General features: G+C 50.1%; 19 protein-coding genes. 2 read left to right on the top strand and 17 right to left on the bottom strand.

The features are described 5' to 3' along the window. Position 1 precedes the first annotated feature (1 nt). Positions 2 to 2200 (bottom strand): filamentous hemagglutinin N-terminal domain-containing protein, encoded by a 2199-nt coding sequence (locus FA91_RS15515; protein ID WP_034917065.1) that lies wholly within the window; start codon positions 2198 to 2200, stop codon positions 2 to 4. A gap of 322 nt (positions 2201 to 2522) precedes the next feature. Between FA91_RS15515 and FA91_RS15510 the strand changes: the two genes are divergently transcribed. Continuing rightward, on the top strand, positions 2523 to 2738 hold the full coding sequence (locus FA91_RS15510) for a hypothetical protein (RefSeq protein ID WP_034917064.1): 216 nt from the start codon (positions 2523 to 2525) through the stop codon (positions 2736 to 2738). Between the two features lie 100 nt (positions 2739 to 2838). Beyond that, positions 2839 to 3147, top strand: coding sequence for a hypothetical protein (locus tag FA91_RS15505; RefSeq protein ID WP_034917063.1), 309 nt, complete (start codon positions 2839 to 2841; stop codon positions 3145 to 3147). Positions 3148 to 3197: 50 nt separating this feature from the next. On the opposite strand, the gene FA91_RS15500 is transcribed toward FA91_RS15505, so the two are convergent. From FA91_RS15500 to acpS, 16 genes are all read right to left on the bottom strand, one after another. Beyond that, entirely contained in the window at positions 3198 to 4217 is a 1020-nt protein-coding gene (locus FA91_RS15500) for a hypothetical protein (RefSeq protein WP_034917061.1), read from the bottom strand. A 13-nt stretch (positions 4218 to 4230) separates the two neighbouring features. Beyond that, on the bottom strand, positions 4231 to 5181 hold the full coding sequence (locus tag FA91_RS15495) for an ACP S-malonyltransferase (protein WP_051937233.1): 951 nt from the start codon (positions 5179 to 5181) through the stop codon (positions 4231 to 4233). Continuing rightward, the gene (locus FA91_RS15490) at positions 5156 to 6448 is read right to left on the bottom strand and encodes a hypothetical protein (RefSeq protein WP_156103094.1); all 1293 of its coding nucleotides are present in this window, start codon (positions 6446 to 6448) and stop codon (positions 5156 to 5158) included. Before FA91_RS15490 ends, FA91_RS15495 begins: the two co-directional genes overlap by 26 nt. A 92-nt stretch (positions 6449 to 6540) precedes the next feature. After that, positions 6541 to 7362 carry an outer membrane lipoprotein-sorting protein gene (locus tag FA91_RS15485; protein WP_082212599.1) on the bottom strand — a complete coding sequence of 274 codons (822 nt, stop codon included), beginning with the start codon at positions 7360 to 7362 and terminating at the stop codon, positions 6541 to 6543. A gap of 9 nt (positions 7363 to 7371) precedes the next feature. Further along, positions 7372 to 8133: an SDR family oxidoreductase gene (locus FA91_RS15480; protein WP_034917056.1), complete on the bottom strand. Its 762-nt coding sequence runs from the start codon at positions 8131 to 8133 to the stop codon at positions 7372 to 7374. Positions 8134 to 8169: 36 nt separating this feature from the next. Continuing rightward, the gene (locus FA91_RS15475; protein ID WP_034917055.1) at positions 8170 to 9495 is read right to left on the bottom strand and encodes an FtsX-like permease family protein; all 1326 of its coding nucleotides are present in this window, start codon (positions 9493 to 9495) and stop codon (positions 8170 to 8172) included. Further along, positions 9492 to 10190: a hypothetical protein gene (locus FA91_RS20140; RefSeq protein ID WP_051937231.1), complete on the bottom strand. Its 699-nt coding sequence runs from the start codon at positions 10188 to 10190 to the stop codon at positions 9492 to 9494. Before FA91_RS20140 ends, FA91_RS15475 begins: the two co-directional genes overlap by 4 nt. Beyond that, a complete protein-coding gene (locus FA91_RS15465) occupies positions 10183 to 10893 on the bottom strand; it encodes an ABC transporter ATP-binding protein (RefSeq protein ID WP_034917052.1) in 711 nt (236 codons plus the stop codon). Before FA91_RS15465 ends, FA91_RS20140 begins: the two co-directional genes overlap by 8 nt. Further along, positions 10890 to 11942 (bottom strand): hypothetical protein, encoded by a 1053-nt coding sequence (locus FA91_RS15460; RefSeq protein WP_156103092.1) that lies wholly within the window; start codon positions 11940 to 11942, stop codon positions 10890 to 10892. Before FA91_RS15460 ends, FA91_RS15465 begins: the two co-directional genes overlap by 4 nt. Continuing rightward, positions 11939 to 13189, bottom strand: a complete 1251-nt coding sequence (locus FA91_RS15455; protein ID WP_034917048.1) for a beta-ketoacyl synthase N-terminal-like domain-containing protein — start codon at positions 13187 to 13189, stop codon at positions 11939 to 11941. Before FA91_RS15455 ends, FA91_RS15460 begins: the two co-directional genes overlap by 4 nt. Beyond that, on the bottom strand, positions 13186 to 15747 hold the full coding sequence (locus FA91_RS15450) for a beta-ketoacyl-[acyl-carrier-protein] synthase family protein (RefSeq protein WP_034917046.1): 2562 nt from the start codon (positions 15745 to 15747) through the stop codon (positions 13186 to 13188). The genes FA91_RS15455 and FA91_RS15450 overlap by 4 nt, the downstream gene beginning before the upstream one ends. A 38-nt stretch (positions 15748 to 15785) precedes the next feature. Beyond that, positions 15786 to 17012, bottom strand: a complete 1227-nt coding sequence (locus FA91_RS15445) for an aminomethyltransferase family protein (protein WP_051937229.1) — start codon at positions 17010 to 17012, stop codon at positions 15786 to 15788. Position 17013: 1 nt separating this feature from the next. Next, on the bottom strand, positions 17014 to 17358 hold the full coding sequence (locus FA91_RS15440; RefSeq protein ID WP_034917043.1) for a phosphopantetheine-binding protein: 345 nt from the start codon (positions 17356 to 17358) through the stop codon (positions 17014 to 17016). A gap of 20 nt (positions 17359 to 17378) precedes the next feature. Continuing rightward, positions 17379 to 17966, bottom strand: coding sequence for a beta-hydroxyacyl-ACP dehydratase (locus tag FA91_RS15435; protein ID WP_034917041.1), 588 nt, complete (start codon positions 17964 to 17966; stop codon positions 17379 to 17381). Positions 17967 to 17985: 19 nt separating this feature from the next. Beyond that, entirely contained in the window at positions 17986 to 18741 is a 756-nt protein-coding gene (locus FA91_RS15430) for an SDR family NAD(P)-dependent oxidoreductase (RefSeq protein ID WP_034917039.1), read from the bottom strand. 14 nt (positions 18742 to 18755) lie between these two features. Then, on the bottom strand, positions 18756 to 19118 hold the full coding sequence (acpS, locus tag FA91_RS15425; protein ID WP_231566812.1) for a holo-ACP synthase: 363 nt from the start codon (positions 19116 to 19118) through the stop codon (positions 18756 to 18758). Positions 19119 to 19435 lie beyond the last annotated feature (317 nt).

Genomic DNA, 19435 nt, shown 5'->3' with positions numbered 1-19435 from the left:
GCTACTCACCCGATTTATTACCTGAGTCAATGGAGCCGATGTTAAAAACGATGCCATCGACGTTCAGATTTACCTTGTTATCCGCATAGATGCGGTTAAACAGATAATTTCCAAGCTGTGATGCAGTAATATCGATATTATTACCCGCCTTCACCGTACTCCAGTTATGAAAACCGCCATCAATATCAAGAGTAATATCATTCCCGGCAGAGATATTTTGATAATTTGAAAAAGCCTGGTCAACCTTTAGCTGAAGATCATTTCCGGCCTGTAATAAGCCAGAGGTTCCGTTAATAGCATGCGTTGTCATAAGCAGATCCTGCCCGGCCTTCACATTGCCATTTTGATTGCGCATCTCTTTAATGTTAAGGATGGCACTCTGTTTGCTTAAAATATCGGCATTCGCGTTATCGACTGAATTTGCATTGATCGTCATATCGTTATTACTGAGGATCCGGCTCTGCTGATTACTCAGTCGCTCGGTTTTAAGATTAAGCGCGCCTCCGCTAACGATGCCACCCTCAACATCAATTTCGATATTTTCCAGCCAGACGCCAAACATCGGGCCATATAGCGTCTTATAGCGATTGACGACTGACCTTGCATCAATCTTCATATCGCCTTTTGAAACCAGGATACCCCCCGTATTGCTGAGCTTGTTGGTATTAACGATCAGCTCGCCCGTTGCGATGGCGGCAGTATCGTTTATAACGGAATCAGTCGCGTTCAGGGTGGTTTTTCCACCTGTTTCAATGCCGCCCATCCGATTGTCAATTTTAGTGGCGTTAATGGTAAGATCCTGACCGGTTGTGATGCCACTATAACTCAGATCAAGCTTATCGATGTTCAGCAGCATATTATTTGTAGCATACAGACCGCCGCGATAATTCCACAGGGAGTTTGCCTTTATCTCCATATCCCCTTCGCTGAGCAACCGTCCAGTTTCGTTATTGATATGATCTGTTTCGAGCGTAAATTCCTGCCTGGCATAAATGACAGAATCGGTGACGTTTTTCAGATTAGCCGCCGAGATATTTATGGCTCGTTGACTTACCAGTTCCGCAGAGCGACCGCTTGCGCCGTTTTCAAGGTCGCCTTTACCGGTATTGATAACCAGATCGCCCGCACTCCTTATCGAGGTTTTATTAACCAGTTTTCCGCTTTGAATAGTTAAGTGTCCAGTGGAAACCAATTCGCCGGCGTTTTCAAAATTGTTCCCCTGTGTTGATAGCATCATATTTCTGCCACTTTTAATGCGCCCGCTGTTGCTTAAATTTCCTTTGAGCGTCGTGGTTAGATCACTGGCAGCATCAATGACGCCATTATTGCTCAGATAGCCTGCTGTAGTGATCGTAATATCATTCAGCGTTGACTGAAGCAGACCTGCGTTTTTTACGCCAAAGCCTTCTTCAGTCGCAATCATCGTAATACGATCGGCCTGAATGCCCCCCAGCGCGGTCACATCGACGGCAACTTTATTGCCAAACCAACTGTTATTCTGACCTGTTTTAGTCACGTTAAGCGTATCATTATCAACAGCGTTCTTTCCGGTAACAATTCGCAGGTTTTCGGCTTTTAATGCTGCGCTGACTTTGAGCATATTCGTCAGGATATCGGTGTAGGATGAATCATGGTCGATCAGACCTTTGCCTTTGATATCAACTTGCCCGCCTTTAATATCAAAACTTTTGAGCACGCCATTGTCAATAAGCGCTTTACCGGTCGCCAGGGTTGAGCGTTGTGTGTTGATGAATCCACAACCGCTACAGGTAATACCTGCGGGGTTTGCAACGATAACCTGCGCTTTTTCACCGGCAACTTCGACCATACCGGCGAGAATGCTTGGGAGACCACTGGTGACTTCATTCAAAATAATAGAGGCTGACTGCCCCGCAAGCCTTTCATTGGCAGCTATGTTGCCAGCCAGTTGCGTGTTGCTGGCCTGAGTTCCGTTGTTTAAGACAACGCCCTTCATGCCTACATCAAAGTTAGAATAAACATTATGAGAGAGCCCATTCCCAGAAACAGGATTAATATTTACAACTGTTGTTCCATTATTGCTTGAAATAATTTTTGGTGACTGGGGGTGATTCATATCAGGAATTATGGCTGAATAGCTCTGAATGCTGTATCCTGATGCGATCAACGTAGCAATAAATGCACTATAGATCGGTGATTTCTTTTGATTTTTATCCCGCATATGATATTTCCTTATTTGATGGTGTCGGGGTTATGGGAAATTTTATAGTGAGGATTTTCAGATCATAAGAAATCCTCCCCATATATATTGGCATTGAAAAAAATAACTTTATATAGTAATAAAGTTATTTGCATGTATGAGAAATTTGACGGAATATTAAATTAATCAGCTGGAGTATTATGAAGTAAGATTCAGTACGCTTTTCTGGTATTCTGACAGGACTAAATAAGTTGTATATCATTATTGTTTTGTTATAAAATTCAGCTGGTAAAATTCCCGATTAAAATCTTCGGGGCATCATAGTGAAATAAGAGGGATCTTAATGCGCACCTTAAACCATCATGAAGTGCTTTGTGTAAGTGGCAGCGGTAGTGAAAATGCTTTTGATTTTATCATGGATGCTATTTGTGGTTTTATTAGCGGGCCGGTGAATGCTATGCTTAACTTCATACCTGATATTATATCAAACTTAATTAACTTCGGCGCCAGCGTGCTGACGGCTATTTTTCATGAAGCTTTAGCAAGAATGGGCTTATGACCATCCGGTTGATTTATTACTGGAAAGAATAAGCGTTGTAGTAAAGTAAGTGTGTTGTTTCTAAGAGTATTAATTCTACTTAATAAGGAAGGAGTAAAAAATGAGGGAACTCACTGTTAAAGAAATACACCAGACCAGTGGTGGAATATTCGGTATCATTACAGCGCCGATTGGTGCTTTCATTGGTTTTGTTGTCGGTGAACTCGTCGATGAAGCGCTGGCAATGTTTGGCAATTTCGAGACAAACTTCAGAGGTGCTGGCATGAGTTTAGGTGCGGGGATCGCGGCACTCATCGGCTTATCACCTATTATGACGCTGGTCTTCATGCGTGAAGGTATCTTAGGTATGGTACAAAACGGCCTTGATATTGCTCAGCAAGCCAGGGATCGTCGTCAGCCTTCCGCATAATATTCTGTCATTTCTGAGCTAATTAAACCACGTCCTGAAACGTGGTTTTTTTAATTATCCACATCGGCAGGTTTAAACTGACTAAGATCATGCAGGATTTTCTTTGCCTGATGATAGTCGCGTTTAAGAACATTATATTTTTCAATACTAAATATCATTAATGGTATCAGCAGGCAACATAAATAGACTGCCCAGAATTGAGCGTTACTGAAACTGGATAAAATCAGGCAGGCAGAGCATGTCCACGCAAGGGTTATGCTCATCCAGAAAATTATTCTGCTTTTTATCGCGGTTTTCAGATATTTTTTTGACGTCAGGTTAACAAGCGCTTCAGAAATAATTTCTCCGCAGAAAATGTACCGTCGGCTTCGCTGCGCGACCAGCAGCATAAAGCCAGTTACAATCTCCATTAGAATAATCATTGCAATAATAAAAGCTGGTGAGTCAATACCTGCCGTTACGCTAAAGTCAGGCTTGCTGGAGAGGGGAAGCACCAGTGCAAGATTAACCATGAGCACTATGACGATATCTTCAACGAGATAATGGGTTATGCGCCTTCTTTTTATTTTTAATAAAGTTCGCTTTGAAATATGTAAAATTACTTTTTGAATATAAGCATGGAGCGTTTTTTTATGTAAAACAAAGATCCCATATGGCAGGATAATTACTCCACAAAAAAGCAGCCAGCCGGTAATTAAATAATCCGGAAGCAACATGCTAATGCCATATAGCACGATGGATGTCGCTATCGATATTCCTGCGCTGCATAAAGGCTTTGCAAGCCAGATAGTTATATCTCCAATGGGTTTTTTTGCTAATTGTTCAATAGTCTGCTTATTTTCATACATGCGCATCGTACAGATGGTATACATCCAGTAAGCCCGTCCTTCTCTGGCCATTGTCCACGCGAAAGATACCGCAATGGCCGTCAGGCCAGTAAACATCTCTTGCGGAGTGGCATAAAGTGTATTCCTGACCAGAGAAGTCATCAAAATTGCGACAGAAATAAAGCAGCCAATCGCGAAGAATACATTATGCCGATTGATGAAACGGAAATAGGTCGGGATCATTATTCGCAATGCCTTATACAGAATTCAGAGGTAATAATAAATCACGGTAATGATATTTACCGTGCGTAAGTCTGTTTTCGTCCAGTAGCGTTAACAGGAATTTTTTTGCGCTGATTTCAAGAAAGTTATGCTGCGCAGTCTGCTGACAATGCACCATCGTTTCGCGCCAGCGCACCGGGTCTGTCAGATGATGCGCAAGATGGTCGATAATCGCCTCCGGACAGGTTTCAGGCTGTGCGGTGCGATTCATATAAACAGCAATCTCAGGTGCTTTTAGCGGCAGAGATGACAAAAGTTGGCGCAGTTCCGCTACGCCTGCGGCCATCAGTTCGCAATGCCATGCACCGTTTACCGCCAGTTTAGTGGGTGCAATGCCTCTTGACAGCAGGGCACTGACCAGGGTTTTCATTGCGCCAATGTTGCCCGCAACCACCTGGCGATCGGCTGCATTGTCGCACGCTACCTGCAAAGTCGGGTGTAGTCCAAGCTCGCCGATCAGCGTCGACAGCGTGTTTCTGCACAAACCCTGAATGTGATACATGGCGCCTTTATTTTCAGTCGCCAGCCGCTGCATGATAGCCGCACGCCCGTCAATCGCCCTGAACAGGCTTTCCTGCGTAAAAACACCCGCCAGCCACAGCGCTGAGTATTCGCCAGCGCTGTGGCCAGCGCAGGCTGTAACAGGCAGTTTTTCTTGTTCTTTCAGGGCGGTTACCGCCGCGACATTAAACGCGGTAATGGCGATTTGTTGATATCGCGTTTGCGTTAAACGCGTCATCGGTCCTTTCAGGCAAAGTTTGCGAACATCCATGCCGGTTATATCACTGGCGCATTCAAATACCTGGCGGGTAGCCGCTGAGCGATCGATAATATCGGCACCCATGCCGGGTTGTGCCGAACCCTGGCCAGCAAACAGCACCATCCATTGTCGTTCACCGTTACCAGAAATAGCGTAATCCTGCATAATAAAGTCCTTTTTCGCCAAATAAGCTAAATTCGCTGCCAGCACGCCCAAAACTGAGTGTTGCACCTGTATAAATTTCCGTGTCATCCCTGACCGGGCTACTCACCTGCATAGTTGTTAACACGCTTCCGTCCGTCAGGTTAGCGATCGCTGATGTTCGCCAGTTCAATGCGCCTGTTTCACTACGATTTCGGCTGTTAAACAGCATAAGATAGTGTTTGGTTTGCAACGCGCCCTGTCGGCCGGTTCGGTCAATTTCAGCGGCCATTAAACGTGAATAAAGGCGAAAGCCATCCTGCACGATGGGCAATGAGGTTATGGGATAACGGGGGTTGATATAGCCGCCGTTCGCAAAGGCAACATCCCGCGTTAACTGCCGCCATTCACTGCGAGAGTAACCCTGACTCTGGCCATAATACTCAACGCCTGATTCAATTTGTTCGCTGCTGGTATAGCGCATGCCGCCGCCAATATCGCCGGTGACACCGCCTGAACGTCGACTAAACGGCTCTTTTGTTGCCGAAGCATCGTAACTGTGCAGTCCCTGGGTGGCCTCTTTTTGAAGATGGCGCCAGGTTTGACCCTTCGCGAGTCCCCCTTCAAGATTGAGCACCCAGTTGTCGTTCAGCATGTAGTTCACGCCAGCAGAAAGGCGCTTTTGCGCACCGGCGAGCAGCGATATCGTTGAAGTTCTGTTCGCCAGCCCACTGGTCGAATAGCTGAAAAGATAGCGATCCTGAGCGTTAGTTCTTTTAAGCGAGCTCTCGTGGTAGTCAGCATCAATATCCGTATTTTCCTGCGTCAGCCGGGGCAGGATCACCGCATCCCAACTGCCGGAGGCCGTCAATAAACTGGCGGAGATCCCCCACGATCCTTCATCGTAAAAAGCGGGCCAGTTATCGCCTGCGGCATTAACGTGAACGCTGCGAAATGCCCCGTGAGGGTTACGCAAAAGATCCAGTGGCGATACGGTATAGAGATAACCGTAACGCCGTCGTATTTTTCCTGCGTCAAGAAACAGATTTTCACGAGCGGCCCAACTGAGCGCCGCCAGGTTATAAAACATTCTTCCCTGACGCCGGCGATCCTGTAGCGAACCCGGCTGATGACGGTGCCAAATGAACTCGCCGTTGGCTTCGCCTTTAAAAGTGAGTGCTTCTCCGGCATAACAGTTAAGTGAAGCCGAGCTGTAAACGTTTAGCAGCGTGTTATGTTTGAATGCGTTGTCATGATCGTTCCACTGTGTACGGCTACTGCTTAATTGCACTCCTTCCAGACCCACATTCCCTCTGGGAGATTGGCAACCCACATCCGCCAGCGCCGCCAAAGGCATAAGGAGCACGAGTAAACCAGGCTGTTTCATTGGCTGCCCCGGCTTAAATAGTCTTTCTGAAAATAGCTTTCAGGCAGCGATTCCAGCATCAGATCGCTGTACGTCATGGTGGTCCAGTTATCTTTTCGCAGCGCATCTTCTACGATAATTGTTGCCGGACGCATTACGCCCAACGCGTCGGTATAGTTAAGGTAGCGAGAGCGCTTAATCAGCCGTCCTTCCGTAGAAAGGAAATCTATCTGCTGAGGGTAATACGTGCCGACTTCGACCCAGTAAGTAATGGCGGGATAGGGGACTGACGGCCACCGGCGGGTTAACGACAGCTTGTAGCATTTGGTTTCGTTACACGCTTCCGTGCCCAACAGGGTGGAAACGTAGGAGTAGTCGAAGTCCGCTGCGACCACATCGCCATTCGAGACCTGGCCCAGCAGGCGTTGCTGGCGCGAAATGGGAATGGGACGACGCAGTTCCGGCGCGAAATACCACATTTTATCAAGATCGGAGAGCAGTACTTTACCCTTGTCTCTCACGGGGGAGACGAAACGCACCAGCGCGCGCGCTTCGCCTTTTTCGCGCTGCTCATCCGGTTTATAGAAGCGCATAGAGATATCCAGCACCTGCTGCTTTTCCGTCAAATCCCTGCCGTTCTTATGCTCCGTTAGCGTCAGCGTATAGCGGAAGGGTTTGTCCGGAGCACGAACACGGTCGGCGCGACGGATGATCTCTCTGGCTTTGCTGTCTTCTTGCGTGATTTGCGACAGCTGCTCGCGATCCAGTGAGAGCACCGGCGGCCGATCTTCCGCCTGCAAAGGGGCTGACAGCAGGAGCAGGAGTAGTAATGGCAGCATTTTTCCACCTCAGGCCGACAGCGACATGCCAAGATCGGCAACAAGCGTGGTGCCGCGAATAGCGCTGGACTGAGGAGAGATTAAAAAGGCTGCGATATCCGCGACTTCTTTCGGCTCAATCAGCCAGCGGCGCGGACTGTGTTCATATCGCGCGTACAGCTCTGGCCAGAGTTTTTGCAGATATTCCGCCATATCGGTGTTAACCATACCCGCACACAGGCCATTGACGCGGATGCCCTTTGCATAGAGTTCCACCTCAAGATAGCCAACCAGCGACTCAAGCGCCGACTTCACAATGCCCAGCGGATAATCGGGTAATACACGACGGCTGCCCATACTGGATATGATGCAGATTGAACCGCCGACAGGCATCAGCGGTACGATTTCGTTAACGCAGCTATTATTTCCGATGATGTTGCCATTCAGCAGCAGTTTCCAGTCGCTACGGGTCATCTCGCTAAAGGGCTTAAACGGTGCGCTGGCGGCATTAAGGACTAAATGGTCGATTCGCTCCACGCCGCCCTGCTTCAATTTTTTAACCATTTCAGCAATTTCACGCGGTTCGCTGATATCAGCCTTCGCCAGTCTGACCGACACCTGCTGCGCGGCGGGCGATACCAGAAACTGTTGTAGTCCGGCTGCGCTTTTCCCCTGATCTTTTCGATAGTTTAAAATAAGATCATAGCCCTGAGCGGCAAACTCCTGCGCCATGGCCATGCCCACGCCGCGGCCGGCACCGGTAATAAAAACGGTTTGATCCTTTTTATTCATTTTTCATTCCCTGATTTAACCTTATTAAATTAATTCCTAAACAAAACGAAATGCTTCAGCAATAACCAGATTGGCTGCGCGGCGTGAAGGAATAATCGACGCAATAAGCGCAGTCACCAGCGGTAACGCACATGAGAACCAAAACAGATGCATATCCTGATCCCACATCACAAACGCCAGGTATCCCTGTGTATAGCCGGGAGAGGGCGGCATGGGTACGCCATTAATATTGATAAGCATGGCAATGATCAGTCCAAAGAAGACGCTCAGCAGGGCACCTATCAAGCCGATGATGATCCCTTCAAGAATAAACAGTCGGCCAATATACGATTTGCTCAGCCCCAGCGCTCTTAGCGTGGCAATTTCGCGGGTGCGCTCAATGACATTCATCATCAGGGTGTTGCCGATCATAAACACCACGATAATGCTGACAATGGTCTTGATAAACAGAAAAATACCTTCAAAAAGATTGACCACCTGATGGTAAAAAATGGCCAGTTCATCCCAGGCGTGAACCTCAAGAGGAAGATTATTTGCCCCGACAATCTCCTTAACCCGAGCCATTACCGCTTCGGTCTGGCTGGTGTCCTGAAGGAGCATAATAATTTTGCTGACATCTTCGGTCTGTAGCAGATGCTGGGCCGTTGCAAGCGGCACTTTAATTGCCGTATCGTCATAGTCTTTAATCCCCGATCGGAACACGCCGCGAACCTGGGCAGACATTGCGTTCTGGCCGCCTTCAGGATTCACCACCAGCAGATCGGTCCAGTCATCGTAACCTGCGTTCAGCATGTTTGAGACACCGCTGCCCAGCGTGATATTAAGCGGCTTAACGTCTGATAAATCGCTGCCGGAAATAATGGTGTCCAGCGCACCCAGCAGTAACGAGGTTTTTGGTTCAATGCCTACGCCGGCAAAAAACGTTGAGACGCCTTTGTCGTACTGCGAAATGATGCCGGAAAACTCCAACTGGCCGGTGATGGTTTTGGTCTGTTCGGCAATCATGGGGTCGGCCAACAACAGGGCTTTCACCTTTGTATAATCTTTAATGGTGTATTGCAGTGAGCGACTGTTGCCGTTAGCCATATAACCCTGTTGATATATCTGGATATGGCCAAGATTGGTGCGGATGGTCTGTTCGCGCAGGGCATAGAATGAGTAATCGACAAAACCGCCAAAAATGAACACCGCTACGCCGCCAAGCGTAATGGCGATCAGTGTTACGGCCGAGCGGCGCCGGTGACGAAACAGATTAAGAAAGGTATAACGAATATCCGTTGGCTTTCGCACCAGCGTAACGGCCACCACGCAGACCGCATAAGCAATCAGAATATTGGAGATAATGAATAATACGTTGCTCATCCTTTGCCCTCCATAAGCGGGAGTATCACCTCGTCAATTTCTTCCGACGTCCAGGCGGGTGCCGTACCAGCGTTATTTTCCAGCAGGGCTTCGCCGTCAGCGTCCATCTCATGCAGCGTTTTCCATGCCAGGGCGGCCATGTTGCCGTCGTTGCAACTTTCTGCCGCACGCGCGCGCATCAGCGTCAGCATCGGTTTAAGCGAGGCAGGAACGGCGTCATTCAGGGTGTTCACATCCTTGATAGCAACGACACAACGGCCGTTACTGGCAGGTACAAAGGCATCCATACGCGCACGTAGCCAGAACAGACGCCAGTTTTCAGGCTCAGTCTCTGCGGCTTCATCCAGTGCATAAAATCCCAGTTTTGAAAGCTCAGCCGCGCGCATGTAATTCTTTTTACGCAGATAATCACCCGCCTGAAAGAGCTGCCCATAGCCATAAAACATTCTGACGGTACGGTCGTCAGGTTGAGCGCCAAGCTGTTTTTCTAATAAAAACGTCGCGTCGTTGAGTCCGGTGCTATCCCGCTTATCCTGCATCAGCAGCAGAGCCTGCGCGGTAACATTATCGGTGCTCAAGGCTTGCAGGCGCTGCTTCAGTTGCGAACCGGCGGCCCAGCCTGACGAAGGCAAACCCAATACCATCAGGGCAAGCAGTAGCAAAAAGCCGAGCCCCAGACGGGTCAGCTTATGCATTGCAGTAATCATCCTTGATCCTTCCATCTTCAATTTGCAAAACTCGCCGCGCCCGGTCGCGTAATAACGGGGAGTGGGTGGAGATAATGAACGTGGTTTTCAGTTCATGGTTCATCGCCAACAATAAATCGATAATCTCTTCACCCGTCCGGGTATCCAGGTTACCGGTTGGTTCATCAGCAACCACTAAACGCGGCTTTTTCACCAGCGCGCGCGCGATCGCCACCCGCTGCTGTTGACCGCCGGAAAGTTCACCCGGCGGCCGACGGTAATGATCCAGTAAGCCCACTTTCTCAATAATATGCATAACCTGCTCGCGGGCGTCGTTTCGCCTGAATCCGTTGAGCATCAGCGGATAGTAGACGTTATCGAAAACGCTGAGCACCGGCAGAAGGTTAAAGAACTGAAAAACAAACCCTATGGCGTCAGCACGCAGCTTCGCCATCTGGCCATCGTTGAGCTGCGCGAGATCGTTGCCAAGCAGATACACTTCTCCGTGAGTCGGTTCATCTATGCCTGCGAGCAGGTTAAGCAGGGTACTTTTACCACTGCCGGACGGCCCGCAGAGTGCGATAAACTCACCATCATGGATCTCGGTGGTGATGGCATGAAGCGCATGAACAGGATTAGCCGGATCGCCATAGCTTTTGCTGGCCTGATTCAGAATGGCCAGCGGTAGAGGTCGGGCAGACTGAGTGTTCATAGTGACGTGTTTTTCTCCCTGAGATCGATAGTGTCCTGATGCAGTGCCGCTGCCGGGAGGCAGTTAACCAGCCACAGGCGTTGGTCGGGATGCAGGCTGCTTATCAGGGCCGGCGTCCGCGCCGCTTCAGCCCTAAACCAGTGATAAATTCCCAGCGCCGGATTCAGACTGCCGCTGTCTCCGTATTGATGATAAAGAGGGACATGGTGGGCGAACGCGGCTGCGGCTCGGCGGTTGATGTCAAGCAAAGCAGGCGCCGGGGGAGCACAGCTGAGAATGTGTTCACCGCCGGCATCACGCCAGTATTCTGACAACCGCTCTGCGGCGGCGCGGTGCGCTGTCGGCAGGATCTGCCTCGGGCCAACCGAGAGGGAGGGCAGGGTCTCCGCGCATTTTGTTACCAGCATACAAAGATTGCGCTCTACGGCGAAAAGCGCATTCGTCCCGCGTTGTGGCGACGGTTTTCTACGCGGCCAGCGCTCTGTCTCGGATAAAGACATCACCGGGAAATGCCGATGTTGGCCGCAAATCACCACGTTATCGGCAACACCGCTATGAAGACAGTCCTGCGCCATATCCAGCGCCAGCAAGAAGCCCGTGCGTTCACCGCGCAGTTTGCCGCTAAAGGCCTGAATCTTAAAATCCCACAGGATTTTTTTGGGCAGGATGTCGACAAACATTGAATCACGCCAGTTATCGATATCTTCGAACAGACTGGTTTCGCCCCAGGAATCGAAAAATATCATGGCGTTTTTTGCCCCGCGCTGACGCAGCCGTTTCTGCGCTGCGCGAGTCTGTAAGGCACGCTCGCAGGTATCGGTAAAGGCGTCGATGCTGTCACGAAGTTCCGTTTTACGCGGCGCAAGCGGCACGTCACCACCAAACCGGCGAAACATCCAGCCATCGGTTAACGTTTTTCTGCACGCTTTTTTATAAAGTGACGCTTCCCAGACATTATGCCAGCCGGGTTGGAAGCGGACAGGCAGGCTGGTGGGTTCCTGTATCTCCATGGCAACCAGTCCTGTCGCCAGCGCGGATGTGGGTTTCAAGGCTGCACCTCCCGGCGCGAAAGGACGCTGCTGACGATAGAGCCTTCCATGCCCAGGGCCGTTTTGACCAGATGTCGGGCCGTTAACGTAACGGGGGCGGTATTGCAATGCAGGTGAAGATGGCTGGAGGTCGTCGTCTTCACCGGACTGTGCCAGGAGAGCAGTCGCTGTGTTTTCAACGCGTCGCAGGCAATAATCAGATCCACCAGCGCGCTACAGGTGGAGAGGTAGCCTGTCTGGCCTTTATAGCTCACGACCGGAATGCCTTCATCGCCCCAGAGTTTACGAATTGCCATCGCTTCGGTGTTATCACTGGCAGGAATGCCGTTACCGTGGGGAAATATGCAGCCAATCGACCCGGCGGCAACGTCGGCTTCCTTCATCGCCTGCTCAATTGAGTGCGTAATGGTGCGGAAATCACCCGTTGAGGCGTTATCACGCGCTCCGCTGTGTTGATAGCTGACACAGCTATCCAGATAGACCGCTGGCGAAAGCCCACATGTGCGGGCGAGGTCATCACGGCACATCAGTAGCGCTGCGGCGCCGTTGCTGAGTAAAACGCTGCTTTCCCGTCCATTGAAAGGGCAAGCGGGAGATTCACCCAGCATGTTTTGCGCGGCAAGAAACATCATATCCTGAGTCAGGATATCCACCCAGCTGACCACCAACGCAACGTCTGCCAGACCGCTGCGAAGAGCGGCGTGCGCAAGGTGCACCGCCGACATTGACGATGCGCTGGCGCTGTATAATGTGGCGGGAGGGCGCGTCAAACCGTAGTGCGCAGCCAGGGCCTCGCTGAGCGCGTCCTGAGCATAACAGTTGGCATGCAATTTTTTGATCGCCGGAAAATAGAGCAGATCTTCCGGGTCGTTGCGATCGCGGTAGCCCGCCACTTCGGCGATATCTGTCCTCAGTCCGTTGCCGGCTATATAAACTCTGACGCGCTCGCCGCTGAGCAAAGAGTGCGGCTGGCCCGACTCGCGCAGCGCTTCATCGATAACGCCGGTTATGAGCCGCAACGTTTCTTTGAGCGTGAGCGCGCGACGCGTCTTTTGAACGGGCAGAGGCGCGTGTTGCGGATTCACAAACATATTCATCATGCTGCGATCGCGCTCACAGCTGAACCACGGGCGCGAAGGAACGTGGCGACCGGCGGTGAGTCCGGCAATCAGCGCCGGTACATCGCTGGCAAAGGCGCTATACGATCCCCGACCAATCAGCGCCACCGCCTGATTGCGCGACGTCATGCAGGTTTCCTGAGTACGATGGCGTAATGGTTGCCGCCTTCTGTTGAACCCAGCACCAGCGCCGTTTCCACCGTTTTCTTGCGTCGCTCGGTAACGAAATCCACTTCTTTTTCGCAGAATGACGTGGTGTGTGGAATGGGCAGAATCTCGCTGCGGCGCATGATTTCAGAAACCATTATCACATTCAGGATCCCCATACAGGATTCCACTACCCCGAAGCAGGCGTTGTAGTTAACAAAGGGCGTTGAGGCCATTTTTTCAGCAAATACATCGCGTATTGCGTTAACTTCGGCACGATCGCTGCCCGACGTACCAATACTGGAACCGCAAATGAGTGAAATATCTTCAGGCGCAAGCTGCGCTTCGGCAAGCGCCTGGCGTATGGCGCAGGCCAGGGCTTCAGCATTTCCCGCTGTAGTGTCGATGTCGAAATAAGCGGTGCTGTTGGCGCGGCCATATCCTGCAATTTCTGCCAGAATGGTGGCGCCGCGCTCAGTCGCTCGCCCGGCGTCCTCAAGGAACAGCATGCCCGCGCCTTCACCGGTGAAAAAACCTGCGGGGTTGTCACTGTAAACACGGAATGCGCCCGGCGATTCATTCATCATCAGGTTGCGATGGAGCGATTGCAGATAGACTGAGAATGAATTCATCGCCTCATCTGCGCCGCCCACGATGGCCTCAGGTTGCAGACCCTGCCTTACCAGTTCATAACCGTAGGTGAGCGCACCCAGCCCGGCGTTCATACCGGTTGCGAGCGTGGTGTTGTATCCTTTTATGCCTTCAGAGATGGAGCAGAAGGTGGAGATAGCATTCATCAGCGAGCCGGGAAATTCGGAGGTGCGCACGTTCGCCGTATCGGGATAGAGGCTGTTCAGATAGCGTTCGACGCGCTTTTGCGGCCCGCGCGACATGCCAAGCACCAGGCCCAACTGATGGCCGTCGCGCTTGATTTTACGTCCGGCCTCTTTCATTGACTGCGTCAGCGCCAGCAGAGCGTAAGTTCCGACGTCATCGGCCTTGCGCGGATCGTAACGGCGGAGATATTTACGTGGTTCCAGGCCGTTTATCAGATGCTGCCAGGTTTTTCCGCGCAGCTTTTTGCGCCACTCGCTGCCATCGCCATAGCGTTCAAACAGGAAGTTTTGCATTTCACTGTTCTCCTGCAAATTGCCGATCATCTCTTCAAACTGCTGAATGGTCTCCTCGTCCAACATCAAAGGAACCAGTCCCTGCGGGGAGGTATCCTGCCAGAGACGATCGAACACAGCGCTCAGATCGTGCCCCTGCGACGTCACCATTCCCCGGCCCACGATGGCTACGCGTCGGGGTTTGTAAGCTGTTTCTGCTGCGCTGCCCACATGCGGGCTGGCGATCACGCAGCAGTTATTACCGCCGAAAGCATAATTGTTCTTCATAAACAGCCGGACAGCGCCGCGCTGGAACTCATTTGGCACGTAATTGAGATCGCAGTTGATGCGTGGTGAACCAAAATTCAACGTTGGCAAAATCATGTCATCGGCCAGTGTCAGGAAACAGGCAACCATCTCAATGATGCCCGCTGCGCCAATATTGTGACCGATATATGACTTTGTTGAACTGACCGGAATTGCGGCGATGTGAGGAAACACTTTTTTCATCGCCAGCGTTTCACAGCGATCGTTGGCCTCGGTGCCGGTGCCATGCGCGTTAATGTAATCGATATCAGCGGGTTGCAGGTTCCCGTTTGCCAGGGCGCTATTCATTACCTGTACGGCGCCTTCGGCACGAGGATCGGGCGCGGTTTCATGGCAGGCATCGCCGGAGGTGGCGTAGGAGATCATCTCACCGTAAATGGTGGCGCCACGGGCCACCGCATGCTCATACTCTTCCAGTAACAGCGCGCCTGCGCCTTCGCCAATGGACATGCCCGGCGTGCCAGAAAAGGGGCTGGTTGGCGTCGGTTTCATCGCCTGTAACGCGTAGAACCCGGCAAACGTTGGCAGGTAAATGGGTTCTGTGCCAATAACCAGCGCGGTACTGTTTTTACCGTTTTGGATCAGGTCAAACCCGATGCCCATGGCGTTGGTGCTGGCCGTACAGGCCGTTGCCAGCAGCTCAAATCCCCCTTTCAGACCGAGCAGGGATGCCACGATGGCGCTACAGGACGAGAAGCAGCCGCAAACAATCGCTTTTTTGAGTGAGAATCGATCTGGCTGGTTTTCGAAAAGTGGAATAAAGGCTTCCGTGCCCGCAGAGGAGACGCCGATAATGAGCGCCGTTTTTGCGCGCCGATCCGCTTCATCCAGGCGTGCCGATTCAAGCGCTTCGTGGCCCACTTTATAAGCCCACAGGGCAGCGTTATCCAGGGTGGCGATCTGTTCTTCGCTCAGTCCCGGAAAATCAAGCGGTTGTAAGACTTCCGAGGCATTGGCATCTTTGAACAGGCCCAGATATTTTTCGCTTGGGTGTATTCCGCAGGTTTTATTTAACAGCGCCTGTTTGAACTCAGGGACGTTACTGGCGATGGAGGAAAGCTGCCCCATGCCGGTAATGACTACCCGCTTACGTTTTACTAACATTATCTCGTCTTCCCTTACCAGGCTTCCCTGAAATCGCGTTATTCTGCTGCTGTTACCGCCACGTTGGCCTCAGCCTTTTCTTTTTCTTCTCTCTCTTTTTGCCATTCCAGTTGCTGAAGAAGATCGCGGGGGCGGCTGCTGTCGATATAGCTGTGTTCCGAAGGATTCACCAGGAAGCTGTAGTTGCGGGCAAAAGGCACAGCGGCAGTCTGTAGTGAGATGAGCTTTCCGTCCGCCGTGCGCGCAGAAAAGTGGGTAAGATCGGCCCAGGCGTAAGCATTATCGATAAAAAGTCGACCGATGGTTTTTTCAAGATCGGCCGAGTAGCCGCACTCAATCACTTCACCAATGGTTTCGCCGTCCAACAGGATCTCGTCGCCTTTTTGCGGCAGTATGTCCGGCTGGCCGTCAATGACCATGCCAACGATGCGGCGTCGCGGCCCGGCTTCAAGGCGCTCCTTCAGCGGAACCATGCCGATAAACGCTTCTTTATCGTAACGAACCATCCATTGCAGTTGGAGTTCGACAGGACAGCGGCTAATGTGGGAGGGTTGCCAGCAGGGATTCTCAAGGCGCGCCTGATGCTGATAATCCAGCCCGCCGGGTGAAAGATCGAATTTCTCACCCGCTTCGATCAGTTGCTGCCATGCATGGGCCAGGGCGCTATATTCGCCAGCGAGTTTATACGAGAATTCGCCATGTTTACCGGCACGTAGCAACAGCATATCGTCATCAACATGCATATGTTCCTGGAACGGCAGGCCCGCAATGTCCATGCCGTAAAGCTCGACCAGCAATTCCCAGCTGTAGGGGCCTTCAATATGCAGCATGCCCCAGTCGTTTAAAGCGGTGATCTCATCAATGTCTTCGAATTCTTCGGCGTGTTCAGAAAGAAGCCGCTGCATCATGTCGCATAGCGCGTCGCCCGTCAGCCATTCTGAAAACAGGATATAGGCTTCTTCATCACAAAGAATATAAAGATCGGTAATAATCTGACCCTGCTCATCCAGCACCAGCGTATACATTGCCTGTTCATCGCGAATCGAAGAAACATCGCCGCTTACCAGCAAGTTGAGTAATTCCCACGCGCTTTCGCCACTGATTTTTGCCTTACCGAAATGTGAATAATCGGTAAGGAGAATATTTTTACGTACTGCCAGATGCTCTTTTTCCGACGTGGTGTAACGTGCAGGTACAGCCACGCCATTACGTTCAATCATCGCAACACCATGCTGTTGATGATGCTGCATCAAAGGATTCGTCATGTTAATTGCTCCCTGCAACCGCTGTGTTCTGCTGCTCTTCCTGGGACGCCAGCTCAGCGTTTTTTCTTTTTTTATCAATAATGAAAGAGACCAAAGTATTTACACTGCGCATATAGGATGGATCGTCGCCTTCGCCAACACGAATACCAAAGTTTTTGTCGAGAAGAACAAGGAGTTCAGTTGCATCGACTGAATCCAGTTTTAAACCACTGCCAAACAGCGGTGTATCATCATCAATTTGCTCTGGTGTCTGGTAAAGATTCAGCCGCTCAATAAGGCCATTTTTAACGTTGATAAGCGTTTCTCTACGCTCATCTATTTCCACCTGTAAAGCTGTTCTCTCCATGATACTGACATATCCCTGTATTAATTAATTAATGCGCCCCGGCTTTCGGCACGAGTTCGTTCTATTCGAAAATTAATAATTTTGCCCTGGCTGGCAATGTGTCTTCCGACTCTGGCACTGACGTCATAATGATAAAAACCATGACTGTCTGTCATGCTCAATTTACTGGTCACCTCAATGGTATCGCCAGGCACAACAACGTGCTTAAATTTGAGATCCTGTGCGGCCAGAAAGCCAACAATACGATGTCGCTCTGCGAGAACGCGTTCGGTTCCGTCCGGTGTTTGCAGTGCGCGAGAGATATCATCAAACTTCTTCAATGCATTACCGTATTCTTTTTCATGTGCGTGACAGTAATCATTTAGCAAACTAAGATATTCGCTGGCCTGCCCAAATATTTCGGCAACCATGACGCCTGGCATTACCGGATTATCCGGAAAATGTCCCGGAATATACGGCTCATTAAAACCCACATGTTTAATTACGGTGATGCTACCGTCATCACCTGGCTTAAAATCGATAATCCTGTCAACCATAAATACAGGTGAGCGCCATGCGCCCATCTTTAATAAAAGTTGTGGAGGGACTAAGCTTTTCGTTGTTTTCAATCTTATCGTTCCTTTTACGTTAACGCATGATCAGGCCGCCGTCGACGATCAGCGTTTGTCCGACAATATAGCTGGCGGAAGATGAACTCAGGAAGGTCGCTACGTTGGCAACTTCATCGACATTTCCCTGACGACGAAGTGGAATAGCTGTCATGATGGCCCGCATAATTTGACGAGGAACTTTCTTTACCATGCGAGAATCAATGACGCCTGGCGCAATCGCATTGACTCTGATCCCACGCGCGGCATACTCAGCGGCAAGCGTGCGCGTAAAACCAATGACGCCTGCTTTAGCTGCGCTATAGTTTGTCTGACCAAAACTGGAGGTTACGCCTGCTATTGAAGAGACGTTAACGATGGCCGCAGCATCGGCAAGCGTGAGCAGGCGGAAAAATGACTTACAGACGTTAAATGTGCCATAAAGATTGGTTTGCACCACAGAATCAAACATCTCCCAGTTCATTTCTGAGAAAAGCGTATCTTTGCAAAGGCCGGCATTATTAACTAATACGTGCAGCGCGCTTATTTCAGCTTCTAATTGTCCAGCCAGCCGGGCAACGTCTTCCCGCTGCGTGATATCACAGCGAAGCAGGAAAAGATTTTCCCCTGCCGGATGTGCCTGTTTAAGCGCTTCAAGTTCAGCAGAATTATGGTGATAGACCGCGTAGACTTTACACTGTTGTTCAAGATACTGTTTACATAGCGCGAGACCAATATCGCCACTCGAACCCGTAATTAATACATTTTTATCCGCTAAATCTGAATAAACTGCCATACTTTCTCCGTTACTTAACTAAAGGCGGCCACGGCCACGGCATGAGTGCTGCAATGTGAAATGCTCAACGTTACAGAATGAATCTTTTTTTCACTCATTATTTTTAAAAACGCACCGCTGAACTGGTATTCGGGGCAACCAAAAGCATCATGATCAATTTCAATATCATGAAAAGTAATGCCGTGCCTAAAGCCAGTGCCAAGCGCTTTTACCGCCGCCTCTTTTGCTGCCCAGTAGCCCGCAAAACGTTCTGCATTTTCCCCAATCGGATGAAGATAGCGCTGTTCACCAGGCGTTAATACGCGCCTGAAAAAGTCGTCACCGCTTTTTGATAACGCTCGCGCAATGCGATCGACGCTAATAATATCCACACCCATTTTCATCGTTATAACTGGCCTTTTTATCGCTGATGATGGTTAATTGCTGTTGATAGTTTATGTTCTGCAAGCATAACGGTTATAAATTTTAATTTATTCTCTTTATATCTTTTAATTTTTCCGGTTTTTTCCATAACGCTTTTTTATTATGGGTTTTTTTCTGGAAAGAATTATGCAGCTTTCAGTATGTTATTATAATTAATGGCGATAAATTTTTTCTGTTGATTTTAATGGGTTTATTGTGTTTTTCATGCTGACTTAATCTATCCGGGTTCTTTGCCGGAGGGTTTCGTTATCCAGAAATTATGTAAGTCAGT

This window comes from Erwinia sp. 9145, from assembly GCF_000745075.1.
In the GTDB taxonomy this organism is placed as follows: domain Bacteria; phylum Pseudomonadota; class Gammaproteobacteria; order Enterobacterales; family Enterobacteriaceae; genus Erwinia; species Erwinia oleae.
This window is presented reverse-complemented; position numbering and strand designations above follow the sequence as displayed.